The following is a 24,533-nucleotide window of genomic DNA, read 5'->3' as shown; positions in this document are numbered from 1 at the left end:
CCCGCAGGGAACTGCCAGCGTGAACAGAAGAGCTGCCGGCATGGCAGGCGGCCTGGCCGCCGCCGTGCCGGCAGCTCTTTTTGCTGCCTTCGCCGGAACCGCGCTGCACCGCCAGGAATTCGCCGCCGGCGCTGAGCTTCCGCTGGGGGCCGTCGCGGCGCTGCTGCTCCTGGCGTCACTTCAGTTGTTCCTCGGGGCGGCGTTCCGGACACTGATTCCGACGGCGGTGTGCGGCGGTCTCTGTTACGCCCTGGCCGGCTGGTGGTCAGGGATGGAGTCCGGCAAGCGGCTGATCGCCGGGGACTGGGCCGGAAGCATCTGGGTCTACGGGACCGTGGTGGTCACCGTCGGAATGCTGGCCTGGTGCCGGCGGTACAGCCGCCCGTCCTCCGGCGGTACAGCCACCCGTCCTCCGGCGGCACCGCCACCGGCGGTCCGGCGGCATGGCGCCGCTAGTCAGCCGTCGGGTCCCGGTGGTGGGCAATCATGAGTGAGGTGGCCTCGCCGTCGTCGTCGGCGGGAAGTGCCATGTACTCCTCGACGACGGCCCGGAGCTTGCCCAGCATTTCCTCCCGCCGTGCGGCGTTGAACTTCACGCCCAGCCGCCACACCTCGATGTCCTCAGGCGGCAGATCCCTGGTCTCCTGCAAGAACGTCTCGATGAGGATCGGCGCGACGTTGTCCACCGGCGTGCTCCACGACTTGCGGCTGGCGATGTAGGGCACCTCCGTGGCACCGCGCCGGCCCTTCCGGCGTTCCTCCGCCAGCAGGAATCCGGTCCGCACCAGGGTGCGGACGTGGTGCAGGCTGGAGGCTGGATTGAGGCCGAGCAGCTCCGAGATTTCCTTGTTGGTCCGCGACTGGTGCAGGCACAGCCGAAGAATTCTCAGCCGCAGCGGCGAACTCAGCGCGCGGCCCTTGGCCACCAGGTCCGCGTCATCGCCTTCCGGCGGGTGGTTCATAGACGCAAGTGTAACGAGCAATAACTGATTGACATATGCCAATCGCCCGCCGAGACTGAAGCCGTGACTGCCGAACCCACTGCCCCGGAGCCAACGGCAGGATCCCTGTGGCGGGACCGTAACTTCTCCACCTTCTGGGCCGGGCAGGCCTTGGGACAGTTCGGCGCGCAGCTGGGCCAGCTCGCGTTGCCGGTGCTGGCCGTCATCATGCTCCACGCCTCGGAATTCGAGGTGGGCTTGCTGAACGCCGCAGGCCTTGCGGCGTTCCTGGCGGTCGGGCTGCCGGCCGGGGCATGGGTGGACCGGTGGCTGAAGCGCAGGACCATGATCGCTGCCGATCTGCTGCGGATGGCCGCCATGGCCGCGGTGCCGGTCCTGTGGTGGAGCGGCGGCCTGGAAATCTGGCATCTTTCTCTGGTCGCGGGGATCGTGGGAACGGCAACGGTGTTCTTCGACGTCGCCTACCAGAGTTACGTGCCGGTCCTGGTGGCGTCCCCGCAGGTGAGGGAGGCCAACTCAAAGCTTGAGGCGACGGCCCAGGTAGCACGAATCGGCGGACCCGCTGCGGGCGGTGCGCTGCTGGCGGTCGTGTCGGCTCCCGTGCTTTTCGTGGGTGAGGCCGCGGGTTACCTGCTCTCCGCGGTGTTCCTTGCCCGTACCCGCGACTCAGAAGCGCGTGCGCCGGCGGCCGCACGGCGCCCCCTTCCGGTCGAGATACGGGAAGGCCTCTCGTTTGTTGTCCGGCATCCGCTCATCAGCCGCATTGCGGCCTGCACCGGCGGCATGAACTTTTCCGGCATGCTGATGTACACGCTGATGCCGCTGCTGGTGCTGCGCAACCTCGGGCTGGGGCCGCAGGGCATGGGCCTGATCATGACCGTGGGCGCCGCAGGCGGGCTGCTGGGCGCAGTGGCCGCGCCGCGGCTTGCCGCCCGGATTGGCGAAGGCACCGTGATTCCCGTGTGTGCCCTGGTCAGTTCGGTCTTTCTGGTGCTGGTGCCGTTCGCGGGCGTCGTTTCCGAGCCGGGTGTCGCACTGGCCCTGCTGCTCATCTCGGAGTTCGGGTTTGGCTTCAGCATCCTGGTGTACAACATCATGCAGCTCACCATGCGCCAGCGGGTTTGCCCGCCACGGCTGCTGGGCCGCATGAACGCCTCCATCCGGTTTGCGGTGTGGGGCGTGATGCCGCTGGCGGCCTTGGCATCGGGCTACCTGGGCGAACACCTTGGCCTGGTGCCCACCATGCTGATCGGGGCGGCCGGCAGCTTCCTGGCTACCGCCCCGGTCCTGTTCTCGCCGTTGCGAAGGATGCGCACTCTTCCGGACGAGGTGCTGGAGTACGGTGCCGCGGATGATGGGGCGTTTGATGACAGTGCGCCGGAGGAAAAGGACAGGGCCTAGCAGGGCCGGCGTCAGTTCGCGGCCGGCGGCGTCCGCCGTGAACCACGGCGCGGAGGTGCCGGCGGCACCTGTTTGGCGGCCACCACCCTGTCAAGGGGGATGCCGACGTCGGAACTCCGGGTCCGCACGGTGCACTCACTTTCGCCGCACTCCAGGAGGTCTCCCAGTGCGTCCGTGAAGCCGCCGTCGATCCTGTAGCGCACCACCACGCGTGTTCCGGCCGGGGCCGTGGCCAGGAACTGCCGGGGTGTTGATGGTGTCGGACTCACCTGTCCATCGTAAGACGCGTCGGGAGTGTGACGCGCCCGCTTCGTTCGCGGGACGGGCCTGGGAGATAATAGGCTCTGAAGTGGACAGCCCGGCATGCAGGCCGGATGCAGCAACCGGCCAGCCGCCGGGAATCAACGTGGAGAGGCAAGGGACGTGACGTACGTAATCGCGCAGCCGTGTGTAGATGTTAAGGACAAGGCATGCATTGAGGAGTGCCCCGTCGATTGCATCTACGAAGGCGAACGCTCCCTCTATATCCATCCCGATGAGTGCGTCGACTGCGGCGCCTGCGAGCCCGTCTGCCCGGTGGAAGCCATCTACTACGAGGATGACACCCCTGAGGAATGGGCCGACTACTACAAGGCGAACGTCGAGTTCTTTGACGACCTCGGCTCCCCGGGCGGCGCTGCCAAGGTGGGCAACACCGGCAAGGACCACCCGATGATTGCAGCGCTCCCGCCGCAGAACCAGGACCACTGAGGCGGACCCTTTCGTGACTACAGCTGTGCGCAGTTTCGGCCTTAGCCTGCCCGACTACCCGTGGGAAGCGATGGCGCCGTACCTCGCCAAAGCGGCTGAACACCCCGGTGGTGCGGTGAACCTGTCCATCGGCACGCCCGTGGACCCGACGCCGCCGGTCATTCAGGACGCCCTTAAGGCCGCCGCGGATGCGCCCGGTTACCCCACCGTCCATGGCACCCCCGCGCTACGGGAGGCCATCGCCGGGTGGTTCGCCCGCCGCCGCGGAGTGGAAGGGCTCGATCCCCGCGCCGTCATGCCGACCGTGGGTTCCAAGGAACTCGTGGCGTGGCTGCCGTTCCTGCTGGGCCTCAAGCCGGGCGACGTCGTCGTCAGGCCTACCGTCGCCTACCCGACTTACGACATCGGGGCCACATTCGCCGGGGCTACGGCGGTGGCGGCCGATGACCTCGACGAACTGGACGCGGCCACCCGGGCCAAGGTCCGCCTGGTCTGGGTCAACTCCCCGGGCAACCCCACCGGCAGCGTCCGGGACGCCGCATCCCTGAAGAAGATTGTGGACCAGGCCCGCGAAATCGGCGCGCTGGTGGCGTCCGACGAGTGCTATGCCGAGCTTGGCTGGGGGGAGTGGGACCTGCAGCGCGGCGGGCAAGCGGTTCCGAGCATCCTCGATCCGCGCGTCGCCGGTGCTTCCCACGACGGGCTCCTCGCCGTGTACTCGCTGAGCAAGCAGTCCAACCTGGCCGGCTACCGGGCGGCCTTCGTCGCCGGGGATGCGGCCCTGATGGCCAACCTCGTCAACAGCCGTAAGCACGCCGGCATGATCGTGCCGTACCCGGTGCAGGAAGCCATGCGGGTGGCCCTGGGCGACAACACGCACGTCCTGGCGCAGAAGGACCTGTACCGCGCACGGCGGGAGCGGCTCCTGCCGGCGCTCGAGTCCTTCGGTCTGACACTGCACCAGTCGGCTGCCGGCCTGTATCTGTGGTGCACCGCGGGCGAAGCCACCTGGGACACCGTGGCCCGCCTCGCCGAACGGGGAATCGTGGTGGGTCCGGGCGTGTTTTACGGCGACGCGGGGCACGGCTATGTGCGCGTGGCCCTCACCGGAACCGACGAACGGATCGACGCCGCGGTGGACCGCCTGGCCTAGGCCCGGTCCCCGGGCGTTGCGCCGGCGTCGTCATGGCCGCCCCCGCCGGGGCGACTTTTAACCCTCCGGGCGCCGTAACAATGGTGTGACTCGCGCCACAACTTGTCTGTTTTGGGGATAATTTGGCGCTCCCGGATTAGTGGCAACCTGCAAGTGGCGGTAGTTTTTTAACTGACTATCAATGGTGGCTTTCTACAAGAAGGCGGCAAGGCCGTTGGAATTCCCGTCTGGGGCGGGACCCCACGCGGCCCACCTGATGTTGGATCAAGCTTTCTAGAGAGGCCAGACGCCTCATGAAGGGGACTCCATGACTGAGACCACCAGCGCAACCCTGCGCCACGCAGGCGGCGAGCTCGAGCTCCCGCGCATCAAGGTTGTTGAGGGAAACGAAGGCTACGACGTTTCCAAGCTACTGAAGCAGACCGGCGCCGTTGCCTTTGACCCCGGCTTCATGAACACGGCCGCCACGACGTCGGCCATCACCTACATCGACGGCGACGCAGGCATCCTGCGGTACCGCGGCTACCCGATCGAGCAGCTGGCCCAGCACTCCAGCTTCCTCGAAGTCTCGTACCTGCTGATCTACGGCAACCTCCCGACGCCGACCGAGCTGGAGGACTTCGACCAGAAGATCCGCCGCCACACCCTGCTGCACGAGGAGCTCAAGGGCTTCTTCGGCGGCTTCCCCCGCGACGCGCACCCGATGCCCGTGCTGTCCTCGGCTGTGTCCGCGCTGTCCACGTTCTACCAGGACTCGCTGGACCCGTTCAATGACGAGCAGGTGGAGGTTTCCACCATCCGCCTCATGGCGAAGCTGCCGGTCATTGCGGCCTACGCGCACAAGAAGTCGATCGGGCAGCCGATGCTGTATCCGGACAACTCCATGAACCTCGTGGAGAACTTCCTGCGCCTGAGCTTCGGACTGCCGGCCGAGCAGTACGAGCTGGACCCGGTAGTGGTCAAGGCCCTCGACCTGCTCCTCATCCTGCACGCGGACCACGAGCAGAACTGCTCCACCTCCACGGTGCGCCTGGTGGGCTCCTCCAACGCCAACCTCTTCGCGTCCGTGTCTGCAGGCATCAACGCCCTCTTCGGCCCCGCCCACGGCGGCGCCAACGAGGCTGTGCTGAAGATGCTCCGCCAGATCCAGGCCGACGGCGTCAAGCCCGAGGACTACATGGAGAAGGTCAAGAACAAGGAGGACGGCGTCCGGCTCATGGGCTTCGGCCACCGGGTCTACAAGAACTACGACCCCCGCGCCAAGATCATCAAGGCCACCGCGCACGAGGTCCTCAGCAAGCTCGGCGGCCACGACGAGCTCCTGGACATCGCCATGCGGCTGGAGGAGAAGGCCCTCGGCGACGACTACTTCATCCAGCGCAAGCTGTACCCGAACGTGGACTTCTACACCGGCCTGATCTACAAGGCCATGGGCTTCCCGGAGAAGATGTTCACCGTGCTGTTCGCCATCGGCCGCCTGCCGGGCTGGATTGCCCAGTGGCGCGAAATGATCAACGATCCCAATACCAAGATCGGCCGTCCGCGGCAGCTCTACACAGGAGAGCCCGAGCGGCAGTACCCCGCCCGCTAATCCCCACCGGCTCCCAAACCACGACGGCGGCTGTCCACCTTCCCGGTGGGCGGCTGCCGTCGGCGTTAAGGGCAGCGCATGGGGCGGCAGCGCGCCGCCGCGGTTTCGGAGCACACCCGTGCTAAAAACAAGAGTGCCGAAAATCGTGGACGCCGCGCAGCGCCGGCAGGAGATCGTTGGCGCCGTGTGCAGGATCATCGCCACGGACGGCCTGGAACGCGCGTCGCTGCGGGAAGTCGCGGACGAAGCCGGCCTTGCGGTGGGCTCCGTGCGGCACTACTTCGACAGCAGCGATGACCTGCTGGCCTACTCGTTTACGGCGGTTTCAGACAGGCTCCTGACCCGCCTCAACAAAGCAATTGCCGGGCTCGGGCCCGGAGCCGATGACCCGGACACGAGCCGGGCGGTTTTAACACTCCTGGGCGAATTCCTGCCCCTGGACGAAGAACGTGCCCTGGACGCGTGCGCCTGGCTGGCGTTCAGGAACGCGGCGAGGATCCGGCCATTCCTGGCGGCCGAGGCGGACAGGAGCCACCGGGCCGTGGCCGCCGTCGTCGGCCAGGTGATCACCCGGCTCCTGCACGAGGACGATCCCGCCGGGGCCGATGCCGGGCCGCAGCTGGTGACGGCCGCCGAACACCTGCTGGCGACCCTGGACGGGCTGGCTATGCACGCCCTGCTGCAGCCGGGATGGATGTCCCCGGAAATGTGCCGCGACGTGCTCGAATCCCACATCGAGGGGCTTCGCAGGAGGGTCGGTGCCAGCCATTAACCTCCCCGGGCTGGGGGAATAGACTGAAAGCCGGAGAACGGGTTGCCGGCGCAACGGGGTGGAAAACAAGATGCCAAGGAGGCATACGCATGCAGCACACAGGCGGTCCAGGCTGGCGAATCACTATGGACACGTCGGGGCCCATGCTCATTGCCCTTTATATACGTGATGTTGCCGGGCTCGATGGCGCGGGCTTTCCGGCGCTTTCGCATGCCGCACCGAAGGTCCGCCATGTTGACCATCACCACCTCACCGCCGAAGTGGGCGGCATCAGCGCCCTGAAAACGGAGTGGGAAGCCTGGTGGCAGCAGCTCCTCAAGGCACACCCGCAGATGTCCCCTGAACTGTCGCCCCCGGGGTTCCGGTCCTTCGCCAACTCGCCGGCGCTGCGCAAGGTCCTGCAGGCGCACTTCGGGGCAGCCCTGACCTGGGCCAGGGAGCGGCGTGCGGAGTACGCCGAACTGGAGGCCGAACGGGTGGCCGGGGGCTCCGCGCATCTGCTCGAGGACATCGTGGAGGACCGGCTCCTGGAGGTGGGCCGGGACTCACGGGACTTTGCGCTGACCATCATCGAGCTGCCGCTGGATGAGCAGCGGGCGTGGTACCTGGAGCCGGACAAGATCATCATGAGCCACGAGCTGCTGTCCCAGCCCGAGGTGTTCCGCAGCTACGTGCAGCCCGTTGTGGAGATCCTCGTCTAGAGCTCGAGCGCCAGGCCGTCAGATTCAGGACCCGCCGGCTGCAAGCGTGATGGCCACCCGGGCGCCGGCGTCCGGTGCATCCTGCCATCCGTTACGCGACTTCCTGTCCCAACGCTTTCCGTCCACGTCGACGCGTTCCACCGAGAACTCTTTGGCGTTCGCCACTGCCCAGTGGGCCACGGACCAGGCAAAGCTGTCGGTGACATCGACCTCCAGCGTCTGGCCGGTCACCGTCGTCGGGATGTTTCCGTAGGAGGCTTCCAGCTCAACGAGCAGGGCGGCGGGGTCGCCGGCAGTGTCCGGTGAGCGGAGCGTGCAGTCCAGGGCAGCCGGGGACTCGCCCGTCAGCGCCGAGGCGAAAGACCGTCCCATCGCCTCGTGCTCGGCGTAGGCCGCCGGGTAGGCGGAGCGCTGGACCCGCTGGGCGGCGTCGGTGATCTCCAGCGTGGCATAGCCGGGCACCTTCACGAGGGCATCGTAAAAGGCGTTGGTGGCATAGATCGGGTCCATCACCTGGTCCTGGGTGCCCCAGCCCTGGGACGGGCGCTGCTGGAAGAGCCCCCTGGAGTCCGGTCCGGCCAGGTCGCCGTGGCCGATGTTCCGGAGCTTGGATTCCTGCATGGCGGTGGCCAGGGCGATGCTGGCTGCCCGCGGCGGGAGTCCGCGGCGCACCGAGACAGCCGTGATCAGCGCCGCGTTCGCAGCCTGGTCGGTGGCGAGGTCGGCCCGCTGTGCGCCGACGGCGGCCGTGCACTCCTCCGTGATGAGCTGTTCGGAGCGCTGCAGCAAGGTGGCCACGGTGTAGATGCCGCCCGCGACCAGGACGAGGGAGAGGCCGGTGATGGCAGCCCCGCGCAGCCTGCGTCTGCGTGTCACGTTGGTACTCCAGCAATCTGCCGGCACGCCTTTGGGTGGCGTGCCGGCTATGTCCTCACGGTCAGTTGGCGTGCGGTCAGTTGGCGTGCAGCGCGTCGTTCAGTTCCACGGTCTGGCCCTGGCGGGGCAGGACTTCAACTTCACCGGTGGTGGAGTTGCGGCGGAAGAGCAGGTTGGGCACGCCGGACAGCTCCACGGCCTTGACGATCTTGCTGGTGTCCTCGCCGTCGGCATCCTTGGGTCCGGCAACGCGGACGCGGGTGCCGGCCGTGACGTACAGCCCTGCCTCAACCACGGAGTCGTCCCCGATGCTGATGCCGACGCCGGAGTTGGCGCCCAGCAGGACGCGCTGGCCCAGGGATACCTTCTCCTTGCCGCCGCCGGAAAGGGTGCCCATGATCGAGGCGCCGCCGCCGACGTCGGTACCGTCGCCGGCCACCACGCCGGCGGAAATGCGGCCCTCAACCATGGAGGTCCCCAGCGTGCCGGCATTGAAGTTCACGAAGCCCTCGTGCATGACGGTGGTGCCCTCGGCGAGGTGGGCGCCCAGGCGCACGCGGTCGGCGTCGGCAATGCGGACGCCCGCCGGGACGACGTAGTCCACCATGCGGGGGAACTTGTCCACCCCGTAGACGGTGACGGCGCCGCGCTTGCGCAGCTTGGCGCGGGTCAGTTCGAACCCGTCCACGGCGCACGGGCCGAAGTTGGTCCAGACGACGTTGGGGAGCTTGCCGAAGATGCCGTCAAGGTTGATGCTGTTGGGCTGGACCAGGCGGTGCGAGAGGAGGTGCAGGCGCAGGTAGGCGTCGGCGGTGTCGGACGGGGCCTCGTCCAGGTTGATCTGGACGAACACCACCTTCTGCTCGGTGCCGCGGTCGGCGTCAGTGCCGGCGGCCGCGATGTCCGTCAGGGTTTCGTCGGCGTTTTCCACGGCGCGGAGGCTTTCGGCGGCCACACCGAGGGCGGGGGCGGGGAACCAGGCGTCCAGCACGGTGGCTTCGCCGTTCCGCGTGGCGATGGTGGCTACGCCGAATCCATAGGCCGAACGGGATTCGTCGGACAGTGTCTGGGCAGCGGGCACGGCGGAAGAAGCGGTTTCAGTCATGCGCCAAGTCTATCGAGACGAGGTGCGCGCACTGAAACCGGTCCGCGCGTATCTGAGTCGCATTTGAGGGCGTTCCCGGCGCTGGGAACGCCCTCAGCTGCCACCCAGTTGGGACGGGCAGGCGCGGGATACAGTGGGATGGTGATTGCCGAAACAGCCCCCGTAACCCTTGACCTGCGCCAGGATGTGGCACTGCTGACTTCCGCGCTGATCGACATCAACAGCGTCTCCGGGAATGAGCGCGAGCTGGCCGATGCCGTCGAGTCCGCACTCCGCCAGCTGCCCGGCCTCGAACTGGTACGTGACGGCGACTCCATCATCGCCCGGACCAATCTCGGCCGGAGCGAGCGGGTCATTCTGGCAGGCCACCTGGACACGGTGCCGCTGCCGGTCACGGAAGGCTCGCTGGGAACGGTGCCGTCCACCTGGCCGTCCGGCGTTCCCGGCGTCGGAGTCCTGTACGGCCGCGGGGCCACGGACATGAAGGGCGGCGTTGCCGTCCAGCTTGCACTGGCGGCTTCCATGTTCGACGGCGGGGCGGAACCGAACAAGGACGTCACCTTTGTGTTTTACGACCATGAGGAGGTGGAAGCCGTCAAAAGCGGGCTGGGCCGGCTGGTGCGGAACCACGGCGGGCTCCTCGGCGGCGACTTCGCCATCCTCCTCGAACCGACCGACGGCACCGTGGAGGGCGGCTGCAACGGCACCATGCGGTTCCACGCCACCACCGCCGGCGAGGCTGCACACTCGGCCCGGGCCTGGATGGGCCGCAACGCGATCCACGCCGCCGCGCCCATCCTGGAACGGCTCGCGGCGTACAGCCCGCAGACCGTGACCGTGGACGGCCTGGACTACCGCGAGAGCCTGAATGCGGTGAAGATCCACGGCGGCACCGCGGGCAACGTCATCCCGGATCGCTGCGTCGTGGAGATCAACTACCGATTCGCCCCGGACAAGACCCCCGATCAGGCCGAAGAGCACGTGCGCGCGCTGCTGGACGGGTTCGACGTGGTCCGCACGGACAGCGCCGCCGGCGCGCGGCCAGGACTGAACCACCCTGCCGCCGCGTCCTTCGTTGCCGCCGTGGGCGGCGAGCCCAAACCCAAATACGGCTGGACCGACGTCGCCCGCTTCAGCGAACTGGGCATCCCGGCGGTGAACTTCGGGCCCGGCGACGCGCTCCTGGCGCACAAGGACAACGAGCACGTGGAGGCCGAAGCCATCCGCACCTGCCTGCGGGCACTGCAGACGTGGCTGTCCTGAGCCTGCTGTCCTGGGTACTGGCAGATAAACACGAAGGGGTCCGCAGCCGGATGGCTGCGGACCCCTTCGCTTGTAAATGCCAGCTGTTTATTTCACCACGGTGGAGACTCCGGCGGTGGGGGCCTTCGCCACTCCGCCGGCGGCCTTCTTGGACCCGCGCCGCTCAATCCAGATGGCCAGCCGGGACACTGCCAGGTTGATGGCGATGTAGATGGCCGCTGCCACGAAGAAGACCGGGAACAGGAACTGCGGGCCCAGGAAGTCGGCCATCACCTGTACCGCACGCAGCAGCTCGCCGTAAGCCACGATGTAGCCCAGCGACGTGTCCTTCAGCAGGACCACCAGCTGCGCCACGAGGGAGGGCAGCATGCGGCGGACCGCCTGCGGCAGTTCGATGGTCAGCCGGGACTGGAAGCTGGTCAGGCCGATCGCCAAACCTGCTTCGCGCTGCCCGCGGGGGAGGGACTGGATGCCTGCCCGGATGATCTCCGCGAAGATCGCGGCGTTGTAGAGGACCAAGCCGGCCACCACGGCGATGAACGAGCTGGTGGCAAAGACCAGCAGCACGAACAGCATCATCAGGACCACGGGCATGCCGCGCAGGAACTCGAGCACGATCCTGGTCGGGACCCGGATCCAGGCCACATCGGAGATGCGCATCAGGCACAGCAGAAGTCCCAGCGGAAAGGCAATGACAGCTGCTATTGCCGCCGCGCTCAGCGTCGCACTGATGCCGTTGGCGAGGAGTGTCCAGACATCAGCCTGGCCGAAGATCGCCCAGCGCTGCGCCTGGAAGATCCCCTGCTGGCCCAGGGTCATGATGGCCCAGGCCAGCAGGGCGGCGATCAGCACGACGCCGATCACGGAGCCGATCAGCGAGACACGGCGGGCCTTGGGCCCCGGAACGTCATAGAGAACCGAAGTCATCGGGCGATCGCCACCTTTCGTTCGACCTGGTGGGCAAGGTAGCCCAACGGCACGGTGATCAGGAGATAGAAGAAGGCCACGCCCACCAGGACCCACATGACGGCATCGCCATGATCGTTGGCCAGCTGCTTGCCGTAGCCGAACAGCTCCAGCACGAAGAAGGCACCGGCCACGGAGGAGTTCTTGACGAGCGCGATGAGGATGTTGATCAGGGGCGGAACCACGGTGCGGAGGGCCTGCGGCAGGATGATCAGCGACAGAACCTGGCCAAACTTCATGCCGATGCTGCGGGCTGCCTCGGCCTGGCCGACGGGAACACTGTTGACGCCGGAGCGGACCGCCTCAGCGATAAATGCGGACGTGTAGGCGCTGAGGGCAATGATCGCCGCGATTTCGAACTGCTGGAAGGTCACACCGAGGCGGGGCAGGACCACCGCCGCGAAAAAGAACGCGATGGTCAGCGGGGTGTTACGCACCACCTCCACATAGGCCATGCTGAAGCCCCGGAGGGCGGCAACGGGGGAGACCCGGGCGGCGGCCAGCAGGGTGCCCACAACCAGTGCGATGATGCCGGAAACGGCGGCCAGGAACAGGGTTCTGAGAAAGCCGTCCCAGTATTGGGGGAGGCTTTCAATGATGACGTCCATAGGATCCTTTAGCTGCGTTCAGGGGAATGTGCGGAAAACGGAAGCGACGGTTACCGGCAGGCTATGGCATGCACAGCCGCCGGTAACCGCCACGATCGTTCTAGTAGCGGTCGATGGCCGGAAGTTCCGGTGCCGTCTTGATGACCGCGCCTGCGGTGTCCTCCCAGGCCTTCTTGTAGGAGCCGTCCTTGGCGAAGGCCTCAAGCTGGTCGTTGATCCAGTTGCGGAACTCGGTGTCGTCCTTCTTCACGCCGATGCCGTAGGGCTCCTTGGTGAAGGTTTCGTCGGATGCCAGCTTGAACGCGTCCGGCTCCTTGTTGACGAAGCCTGCCAGGATGACGTTGTCGGTGGTCACCGCTTCAACCTGCTTGTTGCGGAGCGGTTCGAGGCAGGCCGAGTAGGTGGCGGCCGGCACCAGGACTGCGCCGTACTTTTCCACGATGGTGGAGGCCGGGGTGGATCCCGTCACAGAGCAGACGTTCTTGCCCTTGACGTCCTCGGGCTTGGTGATGGACGTATTGTCCTTGTTCACCATGAGCGCCTGGCCGGCTTCGTAGTATGGGCCGGCGAAGGCGACCTCGGTCTTGCGCTTGTCATTGATGGTGTAGGTGGCCACGATCAGGTCCACCTTGCCCTGCTTGATGAACTGCTCGCGGTTGGCCGAAACAGTCTCGACCCACTCGATCTTGTCCGCGGCGATGCCCAGCTTGGCGGCGAGCAGCTTGCCGATTTCGACGTCGAAACCGACAGGCTTGCCGTCCAGGCCCTTCTGGCCGAACAGCGGCTGGTCGAACTTGGTTCCGATGGTCACCTTGCCGGCGGAGGCGAGCTTTTCCATGGTCGAACCTGCAGCAAAACTCGGCTTCTCGACCGGAGTGGGGTTGGAACCGGTCCCGGTGCCGCCGCCGCCGCAAGCGCTCAGGGTCAGAGCGAGGGCTGCGGATGCTGCTGCCAGAAGGGATTTCCTTCGGGTCAAAAATGCCTTCATGACATTCCTTTCATTGGGCGGCCGCCGGTGACGGCCTGGGTGCGAAATCGGGTGGTCTTGAAGTTGGTGGGGACTGCTGGATTGGTTGTCAGTGCGTGAGGAGCTTGGACAGGAAGTCCTTGGCGCGGCTGCTCTGGGGATTGGTAAAGAACTCCTCGGGAGTGGCGTCCTCCACGATCTGTCCGTCCGCCATGAACACGACACGGTCGGCGGCTTTGCGGGCGAAGCCCATCTCGTGGGTGACCACGATCATGGTCATGCCCTCCTTGGCCAGCTGGATCATGACGTCCAGGACCTCGTTGATCATTTCCGGATCGAGCGCCGAAGTGGGCTCGTCGAACAGCATGACCTTGGGCTTCATGGCGAGGGCCCTTGCGATGGCCACACGCTGTTGCTGGCCGCCGGAGAGCTGCGCCGGCAGCTTGGGTGCCTGGTGGCCCACACCCACCCGCTCCAGCAGGGCCATGGCCTCCTTGTCCGCCTCCGCCTTGGACATGCCCTTGACCTTGATGGGGCCCAGAGTCACGTTTTCCAGGATTGTCTTGTGCGCGAACAGGTTGAAGGACTGGAACACCATGCCGACGTCGGCCCGGAGCCGGGCGAGCTCCTTGCCTTCCGCGGGCAGCTGCTTGCCATCGATGGCGATATCGCCGTCGTCGATGGTTTCAAGCCGGTTGATGGCCCGGCACAGGGTGGACTTGCCCGAGCCTGAGGGGCCGATGACCACAACCACCTCGCCCTTGCGGACCTGGAGATTGATGTCCTTCAGAACGTGGAGCTGACCGTAATGCTTGTTAACGGCATTCAGGGAGACGAGTGCGTCGCCTGGCAGTTGAGTAGTCATAAGAAAGAATCTAGCGAACATTGCTCGGTTATGACCGCAATCACTCCAACTTCCGGTTGATCGTAATTCAAGAGATACCTGCTGGTCAGCAGGTTAGCCTTGGGGGATGAGCATCAACGCAGATCCGTCAAAATCAGTACAGCCCCGCCGGAAAGGGCCCCTCGAGCTGCGCCGCAAGCAGGCCGCGGTGGAAATGTCGGACCAGCGGCTGCTCGATACCAAGGGCCCGGGCCACTTCATCCATACCGATCCCTGGCGCGTCATGCGGATCCAGAGCGAGTTCGTCGAAGGCTTCGGTGCGCTCTCCGACCTGGGCCAGGCGGTCAGCGTATTCGGCTCAGCGCGCACCAAGCCCGGCAGCGCGTACTACGACATGGGCGTGGAGGTGGGCCGCAAGCTCGCCGAAGCAGGCGTGGCCGTCATCACCGGCGGCGGCCCCGGCTCGATGGAAGCCGCCAACAGGGGAGCCGTGGAAGGCAACGGAGTATCGGTGGGCCTCGGCATCGAGCTGCCCTTCGAGCAGGGCCTGAACCAGTGGGTGGACCTCGGCATCAACTTCCGCTACTTCTTCGCGCGGAAGACCATGTTCGTGAAGTACGCCCAGGGCTTCATCGTTCTTCCCGGCGGCCTCGGTACCCTTGACGAGCTCTTCGAGGCCATGGTCCTGGTGCAGACGCAGAAGGTGACCTCGTTCCCGATCGTCCTGCTGGGCGCGGGTTTCTGGGGGCCGATGATCGAATGGATCAAGGGAACCCTGGTGGCTGAGGGAATGGTCTCGGCGAAGGACCTGGACCTCATCCAGGTGGTGGACTCCCCGGAGGAGGCCGTGAACCTTGTCCTCCACGGCCACGTCCGGGCGCCCTCCACCAACGGCGACCAGCGGCCCGAATAGCACCAGCCCTGGCAGGCGGCCAGGGCGGCAGCTGCGCGGATAAGCGGCAGCCGGGGCTGCGTCTGGCACGATTGGTGGTGTGAGTTTCTTCCTCGTTTTCCTCGCCATCGTCCTGATTGGAGCCACCGCCCTCATCGGGACCGACCTCGGGGCGGGCATGCTGCGGAGGAAACGCGCCCGTGCGCCTCTCGCCAGAGACGGCTTCAACGACGGGTTCGATGAACCCGTGCCGTCGCTGCCTCCGGTGCTGCTTCCCGACGACGCCACACCAGCCGACATCGACCATGTCCGGTTTGCGTTGGGACTTCGGGGGTACCGGATGGACCAGGTGGACCAGGTACTGGACGACCTGCGGGACCAGCTGGCCGCCAGGAACGCCGAAATAGAGCGCCTCCGCGAGCAGCTGCGCGCCGGTGCCGGGCAATTGACGGCCGCCGAACAGCCGGCCGCCGAGGACCGGACGTGAGCTCGCCAGTGCCTCCGGGCCCCGTGCCGCCAGCAACAGCCGAGCCCCCGCCGTCGGATCACGGCACGCGGCTGGACACGGCGTTCCGGACCGCGGCGGCACGGCTCGGCGGCCGCCTGGTCCGCTGGCCGTGGTGGGCCCAGGTGGCGGCGGTGTACGTGGCCGCGCGGCTGGTCAGTGCCTGCATCTTCATGTCGGCCGCCCTGCACCAGGGATTCAACCCCTGGTTCCCGGCCAAGCCCGACTACTGGAACTTCATCAACATCTGGGATGCGCGCTGGTACGAGTCCGTCATGACCGGCGGGTACCCGACCGAACTGCCGGTGGATGCAGCCGGCAACGTGCAGGAGAACACCTGGGCCTTCTATCCGCTGTTTCCAACGCTGGGGCGGATGCTCTCCGCTGCCGCCGGCCTCAGCCCCGCTGCCGCCCTCATCCTGATCGCGATGCTCGCCGGACTGGCGGCCTCGCTGGTGGTCTACCTGCTGTTCCGCACCCGGGCAGGCCACTGGCCGGCCCTGTGGGGCGCCGCGTTCTTCTCCACCTTCCCCGTCTCGCCGGTGCTCCAGGTGCCGTACGCGGAATCCCTGAACCTCCTGCTGCTGGCCGCGGCGCTGCTGCTGGTGGTCCGGCGGCACTACCTGTGGGCCATTCCCGTGGTCCTGGCCATGTGCCTTTCCCGGCCCACGGGTGTTCCGTTTGCAGCGACCATCGGGTTCCTGTTCCTGTACCGCGCCGGTGAGGCATGGCTCGCCGCACGGAACCACAGGCTGGACGCCACGGCGAGCCAGCTCCACAGCCGGAACGAACTGTGGTCCCTCGCCGGGCTGACCGCCGTCAGCGGCGCGGGCGCCCTCGCCTGGCCCGTCATCGCATGGGCCGCCACCGGCGACATCGCCGCCTACACCAAGACCGAAACCGTATGGCGCGGGCACGACCTTGTGCCCTTCAAACCCTGGTTCGACACCGGCGTCCTGTTGTTCGGTCCCGTGCTGGGGCTCGTGGCACCGTTCGTCTTCGTGGCGCTGTTCGGGCTCTTTATGGCCTCGCCGCCAGTGCGCCGACTGGGAACGGAACTCCGGCTGTGGTGCCTTTGCTACATGGGATACCTCGTGGTGTTCCTGCATCCGCAGACCAGCACGTTCCGCATGCTGCTGCCGCTGTTTCCGCTTGCCCTGGCTGCCGCGCTCGTTTCCCGATCCAGGGCCTACCGTGGCGCCGTGATCACCATGTTCATCCTGCTGCAGATCGTCTGGGTCGTGTGGCTGTGGGCGTGGGCGCAGCTGCCGGGCGGAGGGGACTATCCGCCGTGACGGGCCGGGGTTTCCCCAGATCAGCCTGCCGAGGGGCGCAGGAATCCGCACGTGAACGAATTGTCCATCGATTAGCTACAGACGGGTAATTACAGGATAATAGGTAATAAGCAAGGACAAAAAGCATTCGGATTGTTCAGCCGAGGGCGGCTGCCGAAAGGACCGCCAGAGCGGCTTTGTTTTGACCACGCGGACTCAGCCCGGCCGGGCTGCTCGGTCCTGGGACTACTGGAGGGGATATTCCTCATGGCGGCTATGAAACCACGCACCGGCGACGGCCCTATGGAAGTAACCAAGGAGGGCCGCAGCCTAATCATGCGTGTGCCGCTCGAAGGCGGGGGCCGGCTCGTGGTTGAACTTAATGCCACGGAGGCGGCCAACCTCAAGGACTGCCTCGTCGGCGTCACCGAATAAGAACAAAGGCAGGGCCCGCAGCCGGAAGGCTGCGGGCCCTGCCTTTTTCGTATCCCTGGCGGGCCTGTGTTGGCCGGCCTTTTACGGACCAGCCTATTTCTTGACCGCCACCAGCAGCCCGTCACCGGTGGGGAGCATGGCGGAAGCCAGCCGGTCGTCGTCGCGCACGGCCCTGCCCACCTGGCGCAGCACAACGGTGGTTGCGTCGCGGGCCGCCGGGTTGGACACCCTGTCCTTGTCCAGGGCGTCATTGACGATCAGCAGGCCGCCGGTCTTGAGCAGGCGTACGGCCTGCTCCACGTAGCGGGGAAAGTTGGGCTTGTCCCCATCGATGAAGACGAGGTCATAGGCGGCGTCGGTGAGCCTCGGCAGGACATCGCCGGCGCGGCCAGAGATGGTGCGGGTGCGGTTGGCCGGACTGCCGGCCTCCTGGAACGCCTCCCGCGCGGCCTTCAGGTGCTCCACGTCCACGTCGATGGTGGTGAGTACGGCCTGCGGGCCGAGGCCGCGGAGCAGGCAGACGCCCGAGACCCCGGCGCCGGTGCCGATCTCGACGGCGGTCTGCGCCTTGGAAGCGGCGGCCAGCACAGTCAGCACGGCGCCAACGCCACGGCCGATGGGTGTCACGCCAAGCTCGAACGAACGTTCCCGGGCGCGCAGCAGGACCTCATCCTCGGCAGGCAGATCTTCTGCATAGGACCAGCTCGTGGACTTATCGGCGCTCATGGATTTCGCTTTCTGGGCGGCAGGGGGCATGTTCTTACAGCGTACTTGGTTGGACGGCGACCGAGGGGCAAGTGACAGCCGGGACGCCTGTGATGGCGCATACTCTCACGCTGTGCGGCGAATTGCGAAGAAAATCCCCGGAACCCGGCACGAAATTCCGGCCGGGAGTTGCGCTTTTAGCAAAGGGGGGCCCGGTAGTCAGGAAATTCCCAGCCAACTTTGACATGATAATAATCCGCTCATCCAAGTGGTGATCGGCGCCGAACCAATGATGTAAAGCACGTCAGGCGTTATTACATCCACGAGGGGAGTGGACGATGTCAGCATCCGTTGCGGCACCTGTCCCTGCAACTGAAGAGCAAGCTGCCGAGTGGGCCATGCCCACGTGGGAAGAAGTGGTCACCAACCACTCCGCCAAGGTGTACCGTCTCGCCTACCGGCTTACCGGTAACAAATACGACGCCGAGGACCTCACCCAGGAGGTGTTCGTCCGCGTCTTTCGTTCCCTGGAGAACTTCAAGCCGGGAACCCTGGACGGCTGGCTGCACCGGATCACCACCAACCTGTTCCTGGACCAGGCACGGCGCAAGAGCCGCATCCGCTTTGACGCGCTCGCCGAGGACGCTGAATCGCGGCTGCCCGGCCGGGAACCCGGCCCCGAGCAAAGCTTCGAACTCAACAACCTGGACCTCGACGTCCAGGCCGCCCTCGAGGAACTCCCGCCGGACTTCCGTGCCGCCGTCGTCCTGTGCGACCTGGAGGGGCTGTCGTACGACGAAGTCGCCGAGGCCCTGGGCGTGAAGCTGGGCACGGTGCGTTCACGCATTCACCGCGGCCGGACCATGCTGCGCGAAAAGCTTGCCCACCGGGATCCGCGCCCGCAGCAGGCACGCAAGCCGCGGCTGAAGATGCCCCGCATTGCCGGCGTTCTCTGATCGGCGACATGGGTCAGCTACATCGCTTGCTGGAGGGGCTCAGGACGAGGACAGGGTTTCCGCCGCTTGCGGGCGGACGGCACCCGCAGACAACGGACCATATCCGCGCGTGCGCCGAATGCGCCAGCGCGCTGCACCGGCAGCGCCAGTACATTGAGCGACTCCGTACTGCCGCAGTCCCGGCCGCCAGTGACGAACTGACAGCGCGGCTCCTGCTCCGCACCCAGCAACTGGCCATGGCGCCTGCCCCCGTTTCCCGGCCCAGCCGGATGAAGCTGGCGGGGCTGGCCGGCGGGGTGGCCGTGGTGGCGGCAGGCGCCGTTGCCGCCGGAGCCTACACGGTTGCGGGCGAACCCAGACAGTACGCCGCAGGCACGGCCTCGCTCTTTGGCCAGTCCGGGCACTCCCCCGGAACGGACAGCCGCCTCGCCGCGCTGCGGTCCTCCGGCTGGACCTGCCCTGAACTGCGTGCCATGGGCTTCCACCTTGTTTCTGCCAGCACCACGATGCTGGCAGGCCGGCCCACGGTTGAACTGCGCCTTACGGACGGGCAGCACACGGCACGGATTCTGGAACAGCACCAAGGATCGCCGGCGGCGCCCTGGCCGATCAACCCACTGACCGGCCACCCGGCGGGAAGCGACGGATACGTCGCCGCTGACCTGCCGGGAACGACGGCGGACGGCCAGGTCTGGGTCAAGGCGGGGCAGCCGTGGAGCGCGATCTACCAGACGCCGCGGAGCACCTTCACCTACGTGTCGGATCTGCCCGCCACCTCGGCCGACGACGCTGTGGCGATGTTCGCGGGGGCTGGGAGTGCTGCCGCCCCAGGCCTTGCCGCCGGGACGGACGCGGCCGGCGGCAGTGCCGCTGCGCAGGAGACGGTCGTCGACCGGGTTGAACGCGGCCTCCGCAAGATAGCCCGCCAGTTGGGGCTTTGAGACGCTTCGGCGTCCCTGCAGCATGCCCGCAGAGGGCGCTGGCCGGACCGAAATCGTCACTGCCTCCCCGGAGAGGGTAATCTTCCTAAAGTGTTTGGAATCAACGGCCCGGAGTTTATTCTTCTGCTGCTCATCGGCATTCTGGTGATCGGCCCCCAGCGGCTGCCCGAATACACCCAGAAACTGGCAAACCTGGTCCGTGAAGTGCGCCGGATGGCCTCCGGCGCGCGGGAACAGATCAAGGAAGAAGTCGGCATCGACATCGATGACGTCGACTGGAAGAAGTACGATCCCCGCCAGTACGATCCGCGGCGCATCATCAAGGAAGCGCTCCTCGAAGACGACACCAAACCGGTCAGCGCCGGCGGTCCGGCGGCAGTAGCCGCCGCGGCATCGGCCGCAGCTTCCCACACCGAGGAACGGCCGGCACGCAACATCGAAAGCCTGGGCGTGGGGGAGCGGGCCCCTTTCGACTCCGAGGCGACCTAGCCTCGATTTCGCTCCCCAACCGCCCCCTAACCTCGCAAGTCCCCACCGGCTCCCAGCCTTCGCAAACTCAGGCCGGGTCCCTCGCCGGCGTGGGCCCCGGCCAGGGAACCCGGCGGTCGTGGCCCCAGGCTCACTCAGCGGGGCCGGACGCGCACGGGCTCAATCAGCGGGGATGGACGTCCAGCTTCATCCCTGCCAGTCCCCGCGGCCTGGCCGCGAGCTTCCCGGCGATGCCGGACAGCGCAGCCGCCGCGGGCGTGTCCGGGCCGCCCAGCACGATGGGATTGCCTGAGTCGCCGCCTTCGCGCAGGAGAATGTCCAGCGGAATCTGGCCCAGCAGCGGCACCTCCGTGCCGGTCGATGCGCTGAGCCTTTCGGCGAGAACCTCCCCGCCGCCGGTGCCGAACAGGTCCATCCGGCCGCCGTCGGGCATTTCCAGGAACGACATGTTCTCGATGACCCCGGCCACTGTCTGCCCGGTCTGGGTGGCGATGGCGCCGGCGCGCTCTGCGACGTCGGCCGCGGCGGCCTGCGGAGTGGTGACCACCAGGATCTCGGCCTTGGGCAGCAGCTGTGCCACCGAGATGGCAATGTCGCCGGTGCCCGGCGGGAGGTCAAGGAACAGCGCGTCCAGGTCGCCGAAGTAGACGTCGGTGAGGAACTGCTCGAGGGCCCGGTGCAGCATGGGGCCGCGCCAGGCCACGGGCTGGTTGCCGGTGACGAACATGCCGATGGAAATGACCTTCACGCCGTAGGCCACCGGCGGGAGAATCATGTCGTCCACGCGGGTGGGCGCCTGGGTGATCCCCATCAGGGCCGGCACCGAGAAGCCATACACGTCCGCATCCACGATGCCCACGCGCAGCCCCTGTGCCGCGAGGGAACAGGCGAGGTTGACGGTCACCGAGGACTTTCCCACGCCGCCCTTGCCGCTGGCCACCGCAAAGACCTTGGTGAGGGATCCTGGCTGGTTAAACGGGATGCCCCGCTCGCCGCCGGGGCCGCGCAGCTGTTCCTTCAGCGCGTCGCGCTGCGCCTGCGTCATGACGTTCAGGACCACCTCGACGGCGGTCACGCCGGGTACGTCCAGCAGCGCCGCCTCGGAGTCCCTCGTGATCGTGTCGCGGAGCGGGCAGCCGGCAATGGTGAGCAGCACCGCCAGGCGGACGGTCCCGTCGTCGGAGATTTCCACGGAGTCCACCATGCCCAGTTCGGTGATGGGGCGCCGGAGTTCGGGGTCGATGACGGTTGCCAGGGCAGCGTTGACTGCCTGAATGAGGGTGGTGCTCATGCCGTGGTGCTCAGCTTTCGGGAGAAGTGGGTCGGTGGGCTGCCCGGCCGCGCGTTTTTTCAGACTTGACCTTGGGGATCTGCTGCGTGCGGGGATTGCGTTGCTTGTCCCGCTTCTCCTTCAGCTTTTCCCGGACCAGTTCGCGCGGCGATTCATGGCTTCCTGGCCCCGACGGCTCGTGCGTGCGGAGCTCCTCCTGGGCCTCCAGCAGGTCCTCCAGGAGGCTGCGCAGTTCCGCCCGGACGTAGTCACGGGTGGCGACTTCACGCAGCGCGATCCGCAACGAGGCCAGTTCCCGGGTGAGGTATTCGGTGTCTGAGAGGTTGCGCTCTGCCCGCTGGCGGTCCTGCTGCAGGGACACGCGGTCCCGGTCGTCCTGGCGGTTCTGGGCGAGCAGCAGCAGCGGCGCGGCGTAGGACGCCTGCAGCGACAGCATCAGCGTCAGGAGCGTAAACCCGAGTTCGACCCTGTCGAACTGCCAGGCCGTCGGGGCGAAGGTATTCCAGGCCAGCCAGAATACACAGAACACGGTCATGTAGAGCAGGAACTGCGGCGTGCCCATGAAACGGGCGAAGCCCTCCGTCGCGTGGCCGAACGCGTCGGGGTTCGGCGAAAACTTGGGGAGGATTCTCTGGCGGCCGCTCAGCGGCGTGTCCAGGCTTCCCTGGGTTGCCGGCTTTCCGCCCGGGCGGGTTCCCTTTGCCGTGTTCTCAGCCAATGCGGCCACCAAGCTTCCTGACCGGGGCCTCGCCGTCGTTAGCCCGCCAGTCATCGGGCAGCAGATGGTCCAGGACGTCGTCCACTGTCACTGCGCCCACCAGACGGCCGGCCTGGTTGACCACCGGCAGCGAGTTCAGGTTGTACGTGGCGAGTGTGCGGGCCACTTCGCTGATGTGGGCCAGGTCCGAGAGCGGCTCCAGGTTCTTGTCCACGAGGTTGCCCAGCGACTCGAACGGCGGGAAGCGCAGCAGTTGCTGGATGTGCACCACGCCAAGGAACCGGCCGGTGGGCGTTTCCAGCGGAGGACGGGCGATGAAGATGGACGAGGCGAGGGCAGGGGAGAGCTCCTCGCGCCGGACGTGGGCGAGGGCCTCCGCGACTGTGGCTTCAGGCGGCAGGATCACGGGCACGGGGGTCATGAGGCCGCCGGCGGTGTCCTCGTCGTATTCGAGGAGGCGCCGGACGTCCTCGGCGCCCTCGGGCTCCATCAGCTGAAGAAGTTCCTCCGCCTGGGCGGACGGGAGCTCGCCGAGGAGGTCGGCGGCATCGTCTGGGTCCATCTCCTCCAGGACGTCAGCGGCCCGCTGGACGTCGAGGGCGGAGAGGATTTCCACCTGGTCGTCCTCGGGCAGCTCCTGCAGGACGTCCGCGAGCCGCTCATCCTGCAGCTCGCTGGCCACTTCGAAACGCCGCTTGTCGCTCATTTCCTGCAGCGCCTCGGCGAAGTCCGCGGGCTTGAGGTCCTCGTGGTTCGCCACGAACTGGGTGGCTGCCTGCGGTTCTGTCTTTGCTCCCTGGTGCGCGTCGGCCCAGTCGATGATCATCGTTTCGTTGCGGCGCAGCCTGCTCAGGGGCGCCAGGGAATGTCCGCGCCGGACGAACAGCTTGCTCACGAACCAGTCGCCCGAGCGGTGCTGGTCCATGGCGATGTCCTCGATGGTGGCGTCGCCGCTGCCGTCAGTGAGGGTGACCCGGCGGTCGAACATCTCGGCCACCACCAGGGTCTCGGCGCCGCGCTGTTCGAAGCGCCGCAGGTTGACCAACCCGGTGCAGATGATCTGTGTCTGGTCGATGGAGGTGATGCGGGTCATCGGGACGAACACGCGCTTCTTGCCGGGAACCTCGACGACGATGCCCACCACGTGCGGGGCGCCCCGGGTTCCGCGGGAGAGCACGACAACGTCACGCAACCGTCCCAGACGGTCGCCCAGAGGGTCGAAGACGTCCAGTCCCAGGAGGCGCGCAACAAAGACGCGGGTAGGATTCGTGCTCACCTCTACAGGCTACCGAGTCTGCTCTCTTTTAGCTGAATTTTCAGCTTTCACCCATCCTTATGGGCAAGAATGGGGGTATGGCTAACATTTTTGGTGCTCCGAAGGCTGCGCCCAACGGCTCGGACGAGTCGAAGACTGTCCCCACCGGGGACACCGTCGGCTCGTATACCTCTTACCTGGACGCCCAGAAGGCCGTTGACTACCTCGCTGACCAGCAGTTCCCGGTGCACCTGGTGTCCATCGTGGGGAACGACCTCAAGATGGTGGAGCGCGTGACGGGCCGCCTCAGCTACCCGCGGGTGGCGCTCTCCGGTGCCCTGAGCGGCATGTGGTTCGGCCTGTTCGTCGGCGTCATGCTGTCCTTTTTCACGCCCGCCGGCGGGACGTTCTCCATCATCAGCTCGGTGCTGATGGGCGCGGCGTTCTTCATGCTGTTCGGGATCGTCACCTACGCCATGCAGCGCGGCAAACGCGACTTCACGTCCACCAGCCAGGTGGTTGCCACCAGTTACGACGTCATCGTGGCGTTCGAGGCGGCCCACGAGGCGCGGCGGCTGCTCCAGCAGCTGCCGATGACGCCGTCCGACGCCACCCCGGGTGCACGTCCGGCGCCGCACGCCCCGCACGACTACCAGGGCCAGCACGACTACCAGAACCAGCCTTACCAGCAGCCAGGCCAGCACCAGGGACCGCCGCAGGGCCCGTCCCAGGGCCAGGGGCCGCAGCGGCCGGCGGGCTGGAACGACCCCTACGGTCAGCGCAGCCAGGACGCCAACGGGCAGTCCGGTGCAAACCAGCAGTACGGCGCAGGGCAGCAGGGCCAGGGCGGGCAGCCGCAGGACCAGCAGTACGGTGCCAACCAGCAGGATCAGCAGGCCGGCGCCAACCCGCAGGATCAAAGCACGGAAGGCGCGCCGGCAGCGGGCCAGCGCCCGGCGTCCGTCCGTTACCCGGACCTGCCGGACGGCCGGCCGCAGTATGGCGTGCGGGTGGATCCGAACCAGGCCGAGCAGGGCCGGGACGGACAGCAGCAGCAGTAGCGAGATACAGCAATAAAGGGACGGCCACCGGATCACCCGGCGGCCGTCCCTT

General features: G+C 66.9%; 28 protein-coding genes. 16 read left to right on the top strand and 12 right to left on the bottom strand.

The features are described from left to right. The first annotated feature begins 19 nt into the window (after nucleotides 1-19). Nucleotides 20-490, top strand: a complete 471-nt coding sequence (locus QF036_RS18215) for a hypothetical protein (RefSeq protein ID WP_307104123.1) — start codon at nucleotides 20-22, stop codon at nucleotides 488-490. Here the strand turns inward: QF036_RS18215 and QF036_RS18210 are convergent. Next, entirely contained in the window at nucleotides 453-962 is a 510-nt protein-coding gene (locus QF036_RS18210; protein ID WP_307104122.1) for a helix-turn-helix domain-containing protein, read from the bottom strand. The two genes, QF036_RS18215 and QF036_RS18210, sit on opposite strands and share 38 nt — an antisense overlap. Nucleotides 963-1,025: 63 nt before the next feature. Between QF036_RS18210 and QF036_RS18205 the strand changes: the two genes are divergently transcribed. Next, the gene (locus QF036_RS18205; protein ID WP_307104120.1) at nucleotides 1,026-2,363 is read left to right on the top strand and encodes an MFS transporter; all 1,338 of its coding nucleotides are present in this window, start codon (nucleotides 1,026-1,028) and stop codon (nucleotides 2,361-2,363) included. A gap of 11 nt (nucleotides 2,364-2,374) precedes the next feature. Here the strand turns inward: QF036_RS18205 and QF036_RS18200 are convergent, their stop codons facing one another. After that, nucleotides 2,375-2,632 carry a putative acetyltransferase gene (locus tag QF036_RS18200; RefSeq protein ID WP_307104118.1) on the bottom strand — a complete coding sequence of 86 codons (258 nt, stop codon included), beginning with the start codon at nucleotides 2,630-2,632 and terminating at the stop codon, nucleotides 2,375-2,377. Between the two features lie 154 nt (nucleotides 2,633-2,786). Here QF036_RS18200 and fdxA point away from each other — a divergent pair, with 154 nt between their 5' ends. The 5 genes from fdxA to QF036_RS18175 all read left to right on the top strand — a co-directional run bounded on the left by fdxA (nucleotide 2,787) and on the right by QF036_RS18175 (nucleotide 7,330). Beyond that, the gene (gene fdxA, locus QF036_RS18195; protein ID WP_026265673.1) at nucleotides 2,787-3,113 is read left to right on the top strand and encodes a ferredoxin; all 327 of its coding nucleotides are present in this window, start codon (nucleotides 2,787-2,789) and stop codon (nucleotides 3,111-3,113) included. Between the two features lie 13 nt (nucleotides 3,114-3,126). Next, a complete protein-coding gene (dapC, locus tag QF036_RS18190) occupies nucleotides 3,127-4,266 on the top strand; it encodes a succinyldiaminopimelate transaminase (RefSeq protein WP_307104116.1) in 1,140 nt (379 codons plus the stop codon). Nucleotides 4,267-4,573: 307 nt separating this feature from the next. Beyond that, nucleotides 4,574-5,857 (top strand): citrate synthase, encoded by a 1,284-nt coding sequence (locus QF036_RS18185; protein WP_003805162.1) that lies wholly within the window; start codon nucleotides 4,574-4,576, stop codon nucleotides 5,855-5,857. Between the two features lie 133 nt (nucleotides 5,858-5,990). Beyond that, nucleotides 5,991-6,629, top strand: coding sequence for a TetR/AcrR family transcriptional regulator (locus tag QF036_RS18180; RefSeq protein WP_307104114.1), 639 nt, complete (start codon nucleotides 5,991-5,993; stop codon nucleotides 6,627-6,629). 89 nt (nucleotides 6,630-6,718) lie between these two features. Next, nucleotides 6,719-7,330, top strand: a complete 612-nt coding sequence (locus tag QF036_RS18175) for a hypothetical protein (RefSeq protein ID WP_307104111.1) — start codon at nucleotides 6,719-6,721, stop codon at nucleotides 7,328-7,330. 24 nt (nucleotides 7,331-7,354) lie between these two features. Here QF036_RS18175 and QF036_RS18170 read toward each other — a convergent pair whose 3' ends face one another. Both QF036_RS18170 and dapD read right to left on the bottom strand, forming a co-directional pair. Further along, nucleotides 7,355-8,206 carry a hypothetical protein gene (locus QF036_RS18170; protein WP_307104110.1) on the bottom strand — a complete coding sequence of 284 codons (852 nt, stop codon included), beginning with the start codon at nucleotides 8,204-8,206 and terminating at the stop codon, nucleotides 7,355-7,357. A gap of 76 nt (nucleotides 8,207-8,282) precedes the next feature. Then, nucleotides 8,283-9,311: a 2,3,4,5-tetrahydropyridine-2,6-dicarboxylate N-succinyltransferase gene (gene dapD, locus QF036_RS18165; RefSeq protein ID WP_307104108.1), complete on the bottom strand. Its 1,029-nt coding sequence runs from the start codon at nucleotides 9,309-9,311 to the stop codon at nucleotides 8,283-8,285. Nucleotides 9,312-9,449: 138 nt separating this feature from the next. Here dapD and dapE point away from each other — a divergent pair, with 138 nt between their 5' ends. Then, nucleotides 9,450-10,574: a succinyl-diaminopimelate desuccinylase gene (gene dapE / locus QF036_RS18160; protein ID WP_307104106.1), complete on the top strand. Its 1,125-nt coding sequence runs from the start codon at nucleotides 9,450-9,452 to the stop codon at nucleotides 10,572-10,574. An 87-nt stretch (nucleotides 10,575-10,661) separates the two neighbouring features. On the opposite strand, the gene QF036_RS18155 is transcribed toward dapE, so the two are convergent. The 4 genes from QF036_RS18155 to QF036_RS18140 form a co-directional block, all read right to left on the bottom strand. Next, complete coding sequence (locus QF036_RS18155) at nucleotides 10,662-11,501, bottom strand: amino acid ABC transporter permease (protein WP_307104104.1); 840 nt, start codon at nucleotides 11,499-11,501, stop codon at nucleotides 10,662-10,664. Continuing rightward, nucleotides 11,498-12,148 carry an amino acid ABC transporter permease gene (locus tag QF036_RS18150; protein WP_307104102.1) on the bottom strand — a complete coding sequence of 217 codons (651 nt, stop codon included), beginning with the start codon at nucleotides 12,146-12,148 and terminating at the stop codon, nucleotides 11,498-11,500. Before QF036_RS18150 ends, QF036_RS18155 begins: the two co-directional genes overlap by 4 nt. A 100-nt stretch (nucleotides 12,149-12,248) precedes the next feature. Beyond that, entirely contained in the window at nucleotides 12,249-13,136 is an 888-nt protein-coding gene (locus tag QF036_RS18145) for a glutamate ABC transporter substrate-binding protein (protein ID WP_307104100.1), read from the bottom strand. A gap of 88 nt (nucleotides 13,137-13,224) precedes the next feature. After that, entirely contained in the window at nucleotides 13,225-13,980 is a 756-nt protein-coding gene (locus QF036_RS18140) for an amino acid ABC transporter ATP-binding protein (RefSeq protein WP_307104097.1), read from the bottom strand. A gap of 106 nt (nucleotides 13,981-14,086) precedes the next feature. Between QF036_RS18140 and QF036_RS18135 the strand changes: the two genes are divergently transcribed. The 4 genes from QF036_RS18135 to QF036_RS18120 all read left to right on the top strand — a co-directional run bounded on the left by QF036_RS18135 (nucleotide 14,087) and on the right by QF036_RS18120 (nucleotide 17,065). Next, complete coding sequence (locus QF036_RS18135) at nucleotides 14,087-14,872, top strand: LOG family protein (protein WP_307104096.1); 786 nt, start codon at nucleotides 14,087-14,089, stop codon at nucleotides 14,870-14,872. Nucleotides 14,873-14,951: 79 nt separating this feature from the next. Further along, nucleotides 14,952-15,338, top strand: coding sequence for a DivIVA domain-containing protein (locus tag QF036_RS18130; protein ID WP_373460181.1), 387 nt, complete (start codon nucleotides 14,952-14,954; stop codon nucleotides 15,336-15,338). Between the two features lie 116 nt (nucleotides 15,339-15,454). Beyond that, nucleotides 15,455-16,651, top strand: a complete 1,197-nt coding sequence (locus QF036_RS18125; RefSeq protein WP_307105986.1) for a hypothetical protein — start codon at nucleotides 15,455-15,457, stop codon at nucleotides 16,649-16,651. A 246-nt stretch (nucleotides 16,652-16,897) separates the two neighbouring features. Next, nucleotides 16,898-17,065: a DUF3117 domain-containing protein gene (locus tag QF036_RS18120; RefSeq protein WP_003805139.1), complete on the top strand. Its 168-nt coding sequence runs from the start codon at nucleotides 16,898-16,900 to the stop codon at nucleotides 17,063-17,065. 93 nt (nucleotides 17,066-17,158) lie between these two features. On the opposite strand, the gene QF036_RS18115 is transcribed toward QF036_RS18120, so the two are convergent. After that, nucleotides 17,159-17,791, bottom strand: coding sequence for an O-methyltransferase (locus tag QF036_RS18115; protein WP_306924642.1), 633 nt, complete (start codon nucleotides 17,789-17,791; stop codon nucleotides 17,159-17,161). A 317-nt stretch (nucleotides 17,792-18,108) separates the two neighbouring features. On the opposite strand from QF036_RS18115, the gene sigE reads away from it, so the two are divergent. From sigE to QF036_RS18100, 3 genes are all read left to right on the top strand, one after another. After that, nucleotides 18,109-18,726, top strand: a complete 618-nt coding sequence (gene sigE, locus QF036_RS18110) for an RNA polymerase sigma factor SigE (RefSeq protein WP_003805137.1) — start codon at nucleotides 18,109-18,111, stop codon at nucleotides 18,724-18,726. Between the two features lie 8 nt (nucleotides 18,727-18,734). After that, nucleotides 18,735-19,667: an anti-sigma factor gene (locus QF036_RS18105; protein WP_307104094.1), complete on the top strand. Its 933-nt coding sequence runs from the start codon at nucleotides 18,735-18,737 to the stop codon at nucleotides 19,665-19,667. Between the two features lie 90 nt (nucleotides 19,668-19,757). After that, nucleotides 19,758-20,156 (top strand): twin-arginine translocase TatA/TatE family subunit, encoded by a 399-nt coding sequence (locus QF036_RS18100; protein ID WP_307104092.1) that lies wholly within the window; start codon nucleotides 19,758-19,760, stop codon nucleotides 20,154-20,156. A 163-nt stretch (nucleotides 20,157-20,319) separates the two neighbouring features. Here the strand turns inward: QF036_RS18100 and QF036_RS18095 are convergent, their stop codons facing one another. Genes QF036_RS18095 through QF036_RS18085 form a run of 3 tightly spaced genes read right to left on the bottom strand, consistent with a single transcriptional unit; the run spans nucleotide 20,320 to nucleotide 23,441 of the window. Further along, nucleotides 20,320-21,447, bottom strand: coding sequence for an Mrp/NBP35 family ATP-binding protein (locus QF036_RS18095; RefSeq protein ID WP_307104090.1), 1,128 nt, complete (start codon nucleotides 21,445-21,447; stop codon nucleotides 20,320-20,322). 10 nt (nucleotides 21,448-21,457) lie between these two features. Then, nucleotides 21,458-22,174, bottom strand: a complete 717-nt coding sequence (locus QF036_RS18090) for a DUF1003 domain-containing protein (protein ID WP_373460180.1) — start codon at nucleotides 22,172-22,174, stop codon at nucleotides 21,458-21,460. Next, entirely contained in the window at nucleotides 22,158-23,441 is a 1,284-nt protein-coding gene (locus QF036_RS18085; protein WP_307104086.1) for a magnesium transporter MgtE N-terminal domain-containing protein, read from the bottom strand. The genes QF036_RS18090 and QF036_RS18085 overlap by 17 nt, the downstream gene beginning before the upstream one ends. Nucleotides 23,442-23,518: 77 nt before the next feature. Between QF036_RS18085 and QF036_RS18080 the strand changes: the two genes are divergently transcribed. After that, nucleotides 23,519-24,481: a general stress protein gene (locus QF036_RS18080; protein ID WP_307104084.1), complete on the top strand. Its 963-nt coding sequence runs from the start codon at nucleotides 23,519-23,521 to the stop codon at nucleotides 24,479-24,481. The last annotated feature ends 52 nt before the right edge of the window (nucleotides 24,482-24,533 follow it).

Source organism: Arthrobacter globiformis (assembly GCF_030817195.1).
Lineage (GTDB): Bacteria > Actinomycetota > Actinomycetes > Actinomycetales > Micrococcaceae > Arthrobacter > Arthrobacter globiformis_D.
Note: the sequence above shows the minus strand (reverse complement) of the source record. Positions and strands in the feature narration are given on the sequence as shown.

Bases quoted from the DNA above. Each gene is read 5' to 3' on its own strand.
- dapD (WP_307104108.1), bottom strand. From the start codon at position 9,311: ATGACTGAAACCGCTTCTTCCGCCGTGCCCGCTGCCCAGACACTGTCC.
- QF036_RS18150 (WP_307104102.1), bottom strand. From the start codon at position 12,148: ATGGACGTCATCATTGAAAGCCTCCCCCAATACTGGGACGGCTTTCTC.
- QF036_RS18115 (WP_306924642.1), bottom strand. From the start codon at position 17,791: ATGAGCGCCGATAAGTCCACGAGCTGGTCCTATGCAGAAGATCTGCCT.
- QF036_RS18140 (WP_307104097.1), bottom strand. From the start codon at position 13,980: ATGACTACTCAACTGCCAGGCGACGCACTCGTCTCCCTGAATGCCGTT.
- QF036_RS18175 (WP_307104111.1), top strand. From the start codon at position 6,719: ATGCAGCACACAGGCGGTCCAGGCTGGCGAATCACTATGGACACGTCG.
- QF036_RS18120 (WP_003805139.1), top strand. From the start codon at position 16,898: ATGGCGGCTATGAAACCACGCACCGGCGACGGCCCTATGGAAGTAACC.
- QF036_RS18210 (WP_307104122.1), bottom strand. From the start codon at position 962: ATGAACCACCCGCCGGAAGGCGATGACGCGGACCTGGTGGCCAAGGGC.
- QF036_RS18095 (WP_307104090.1), bottom strand. From the start codon at position 21,447: ATGAGCACCACCCTCATTCAGGCAGTCAACGCTGCCCTGGCAACCGTC.
- QF036_RS18145 (WP_307104100.1), bottom strand. From the start codon at position 13,136: ATGAAGGCATTTTTGACCCGAAGGAAATCCCTTCTGGCAGCAGCATCC.
- sigE (WP_003805137.1), top strand. From the start codon at position 18,109: ATGTCAGCATCCGTTGCGGCACCTGTCCCTGCAACTGAAGAGCAAGCT.
- QF036_RS18135 (WP_307104096.1), top strand. From the start codon at position 14,087: ATGAGCATCAACGCAGATCCGTCAAAATCAGTACAGCCCCGCCGGAAA.
- QF036_RS18185 (WP_003805162.1), top strand. From the start codon at position 4,574: ATGACTGAGACCACCAGCGCAACCCTGCGCCACGCAGGCGGCGAGCTC.
- QF036_RS18105 (WP_307104094.1), top strand. From the start codon at position 18,735: ATGGGTCAGCTACATCGCTTGCTGGAGGGGCTCAGGACGAGGACAGGG.
- dapE (WP_307104106.1), top strand. From the start codon at position 9,450: ATGGTGATTGCCGAAACAGCCCCCGTAACCCTTGACCTGCGCCAGGAT.
- QF036_RS18080 (WP_307104084.1), top strand. From the start codon at position 23,519: ATGGCTAACATTTTTGGTGCTCCGAAGGCTGCGCCCAACGGCTCGGAC.
- QF036_RS18155 (WP_307104104.1), bottom strand. From the start codon at position 11,501: ATGACTTCGGTTCTCTATGACGTTCCGGGGCCCAAGGCCCGCCGTGTC.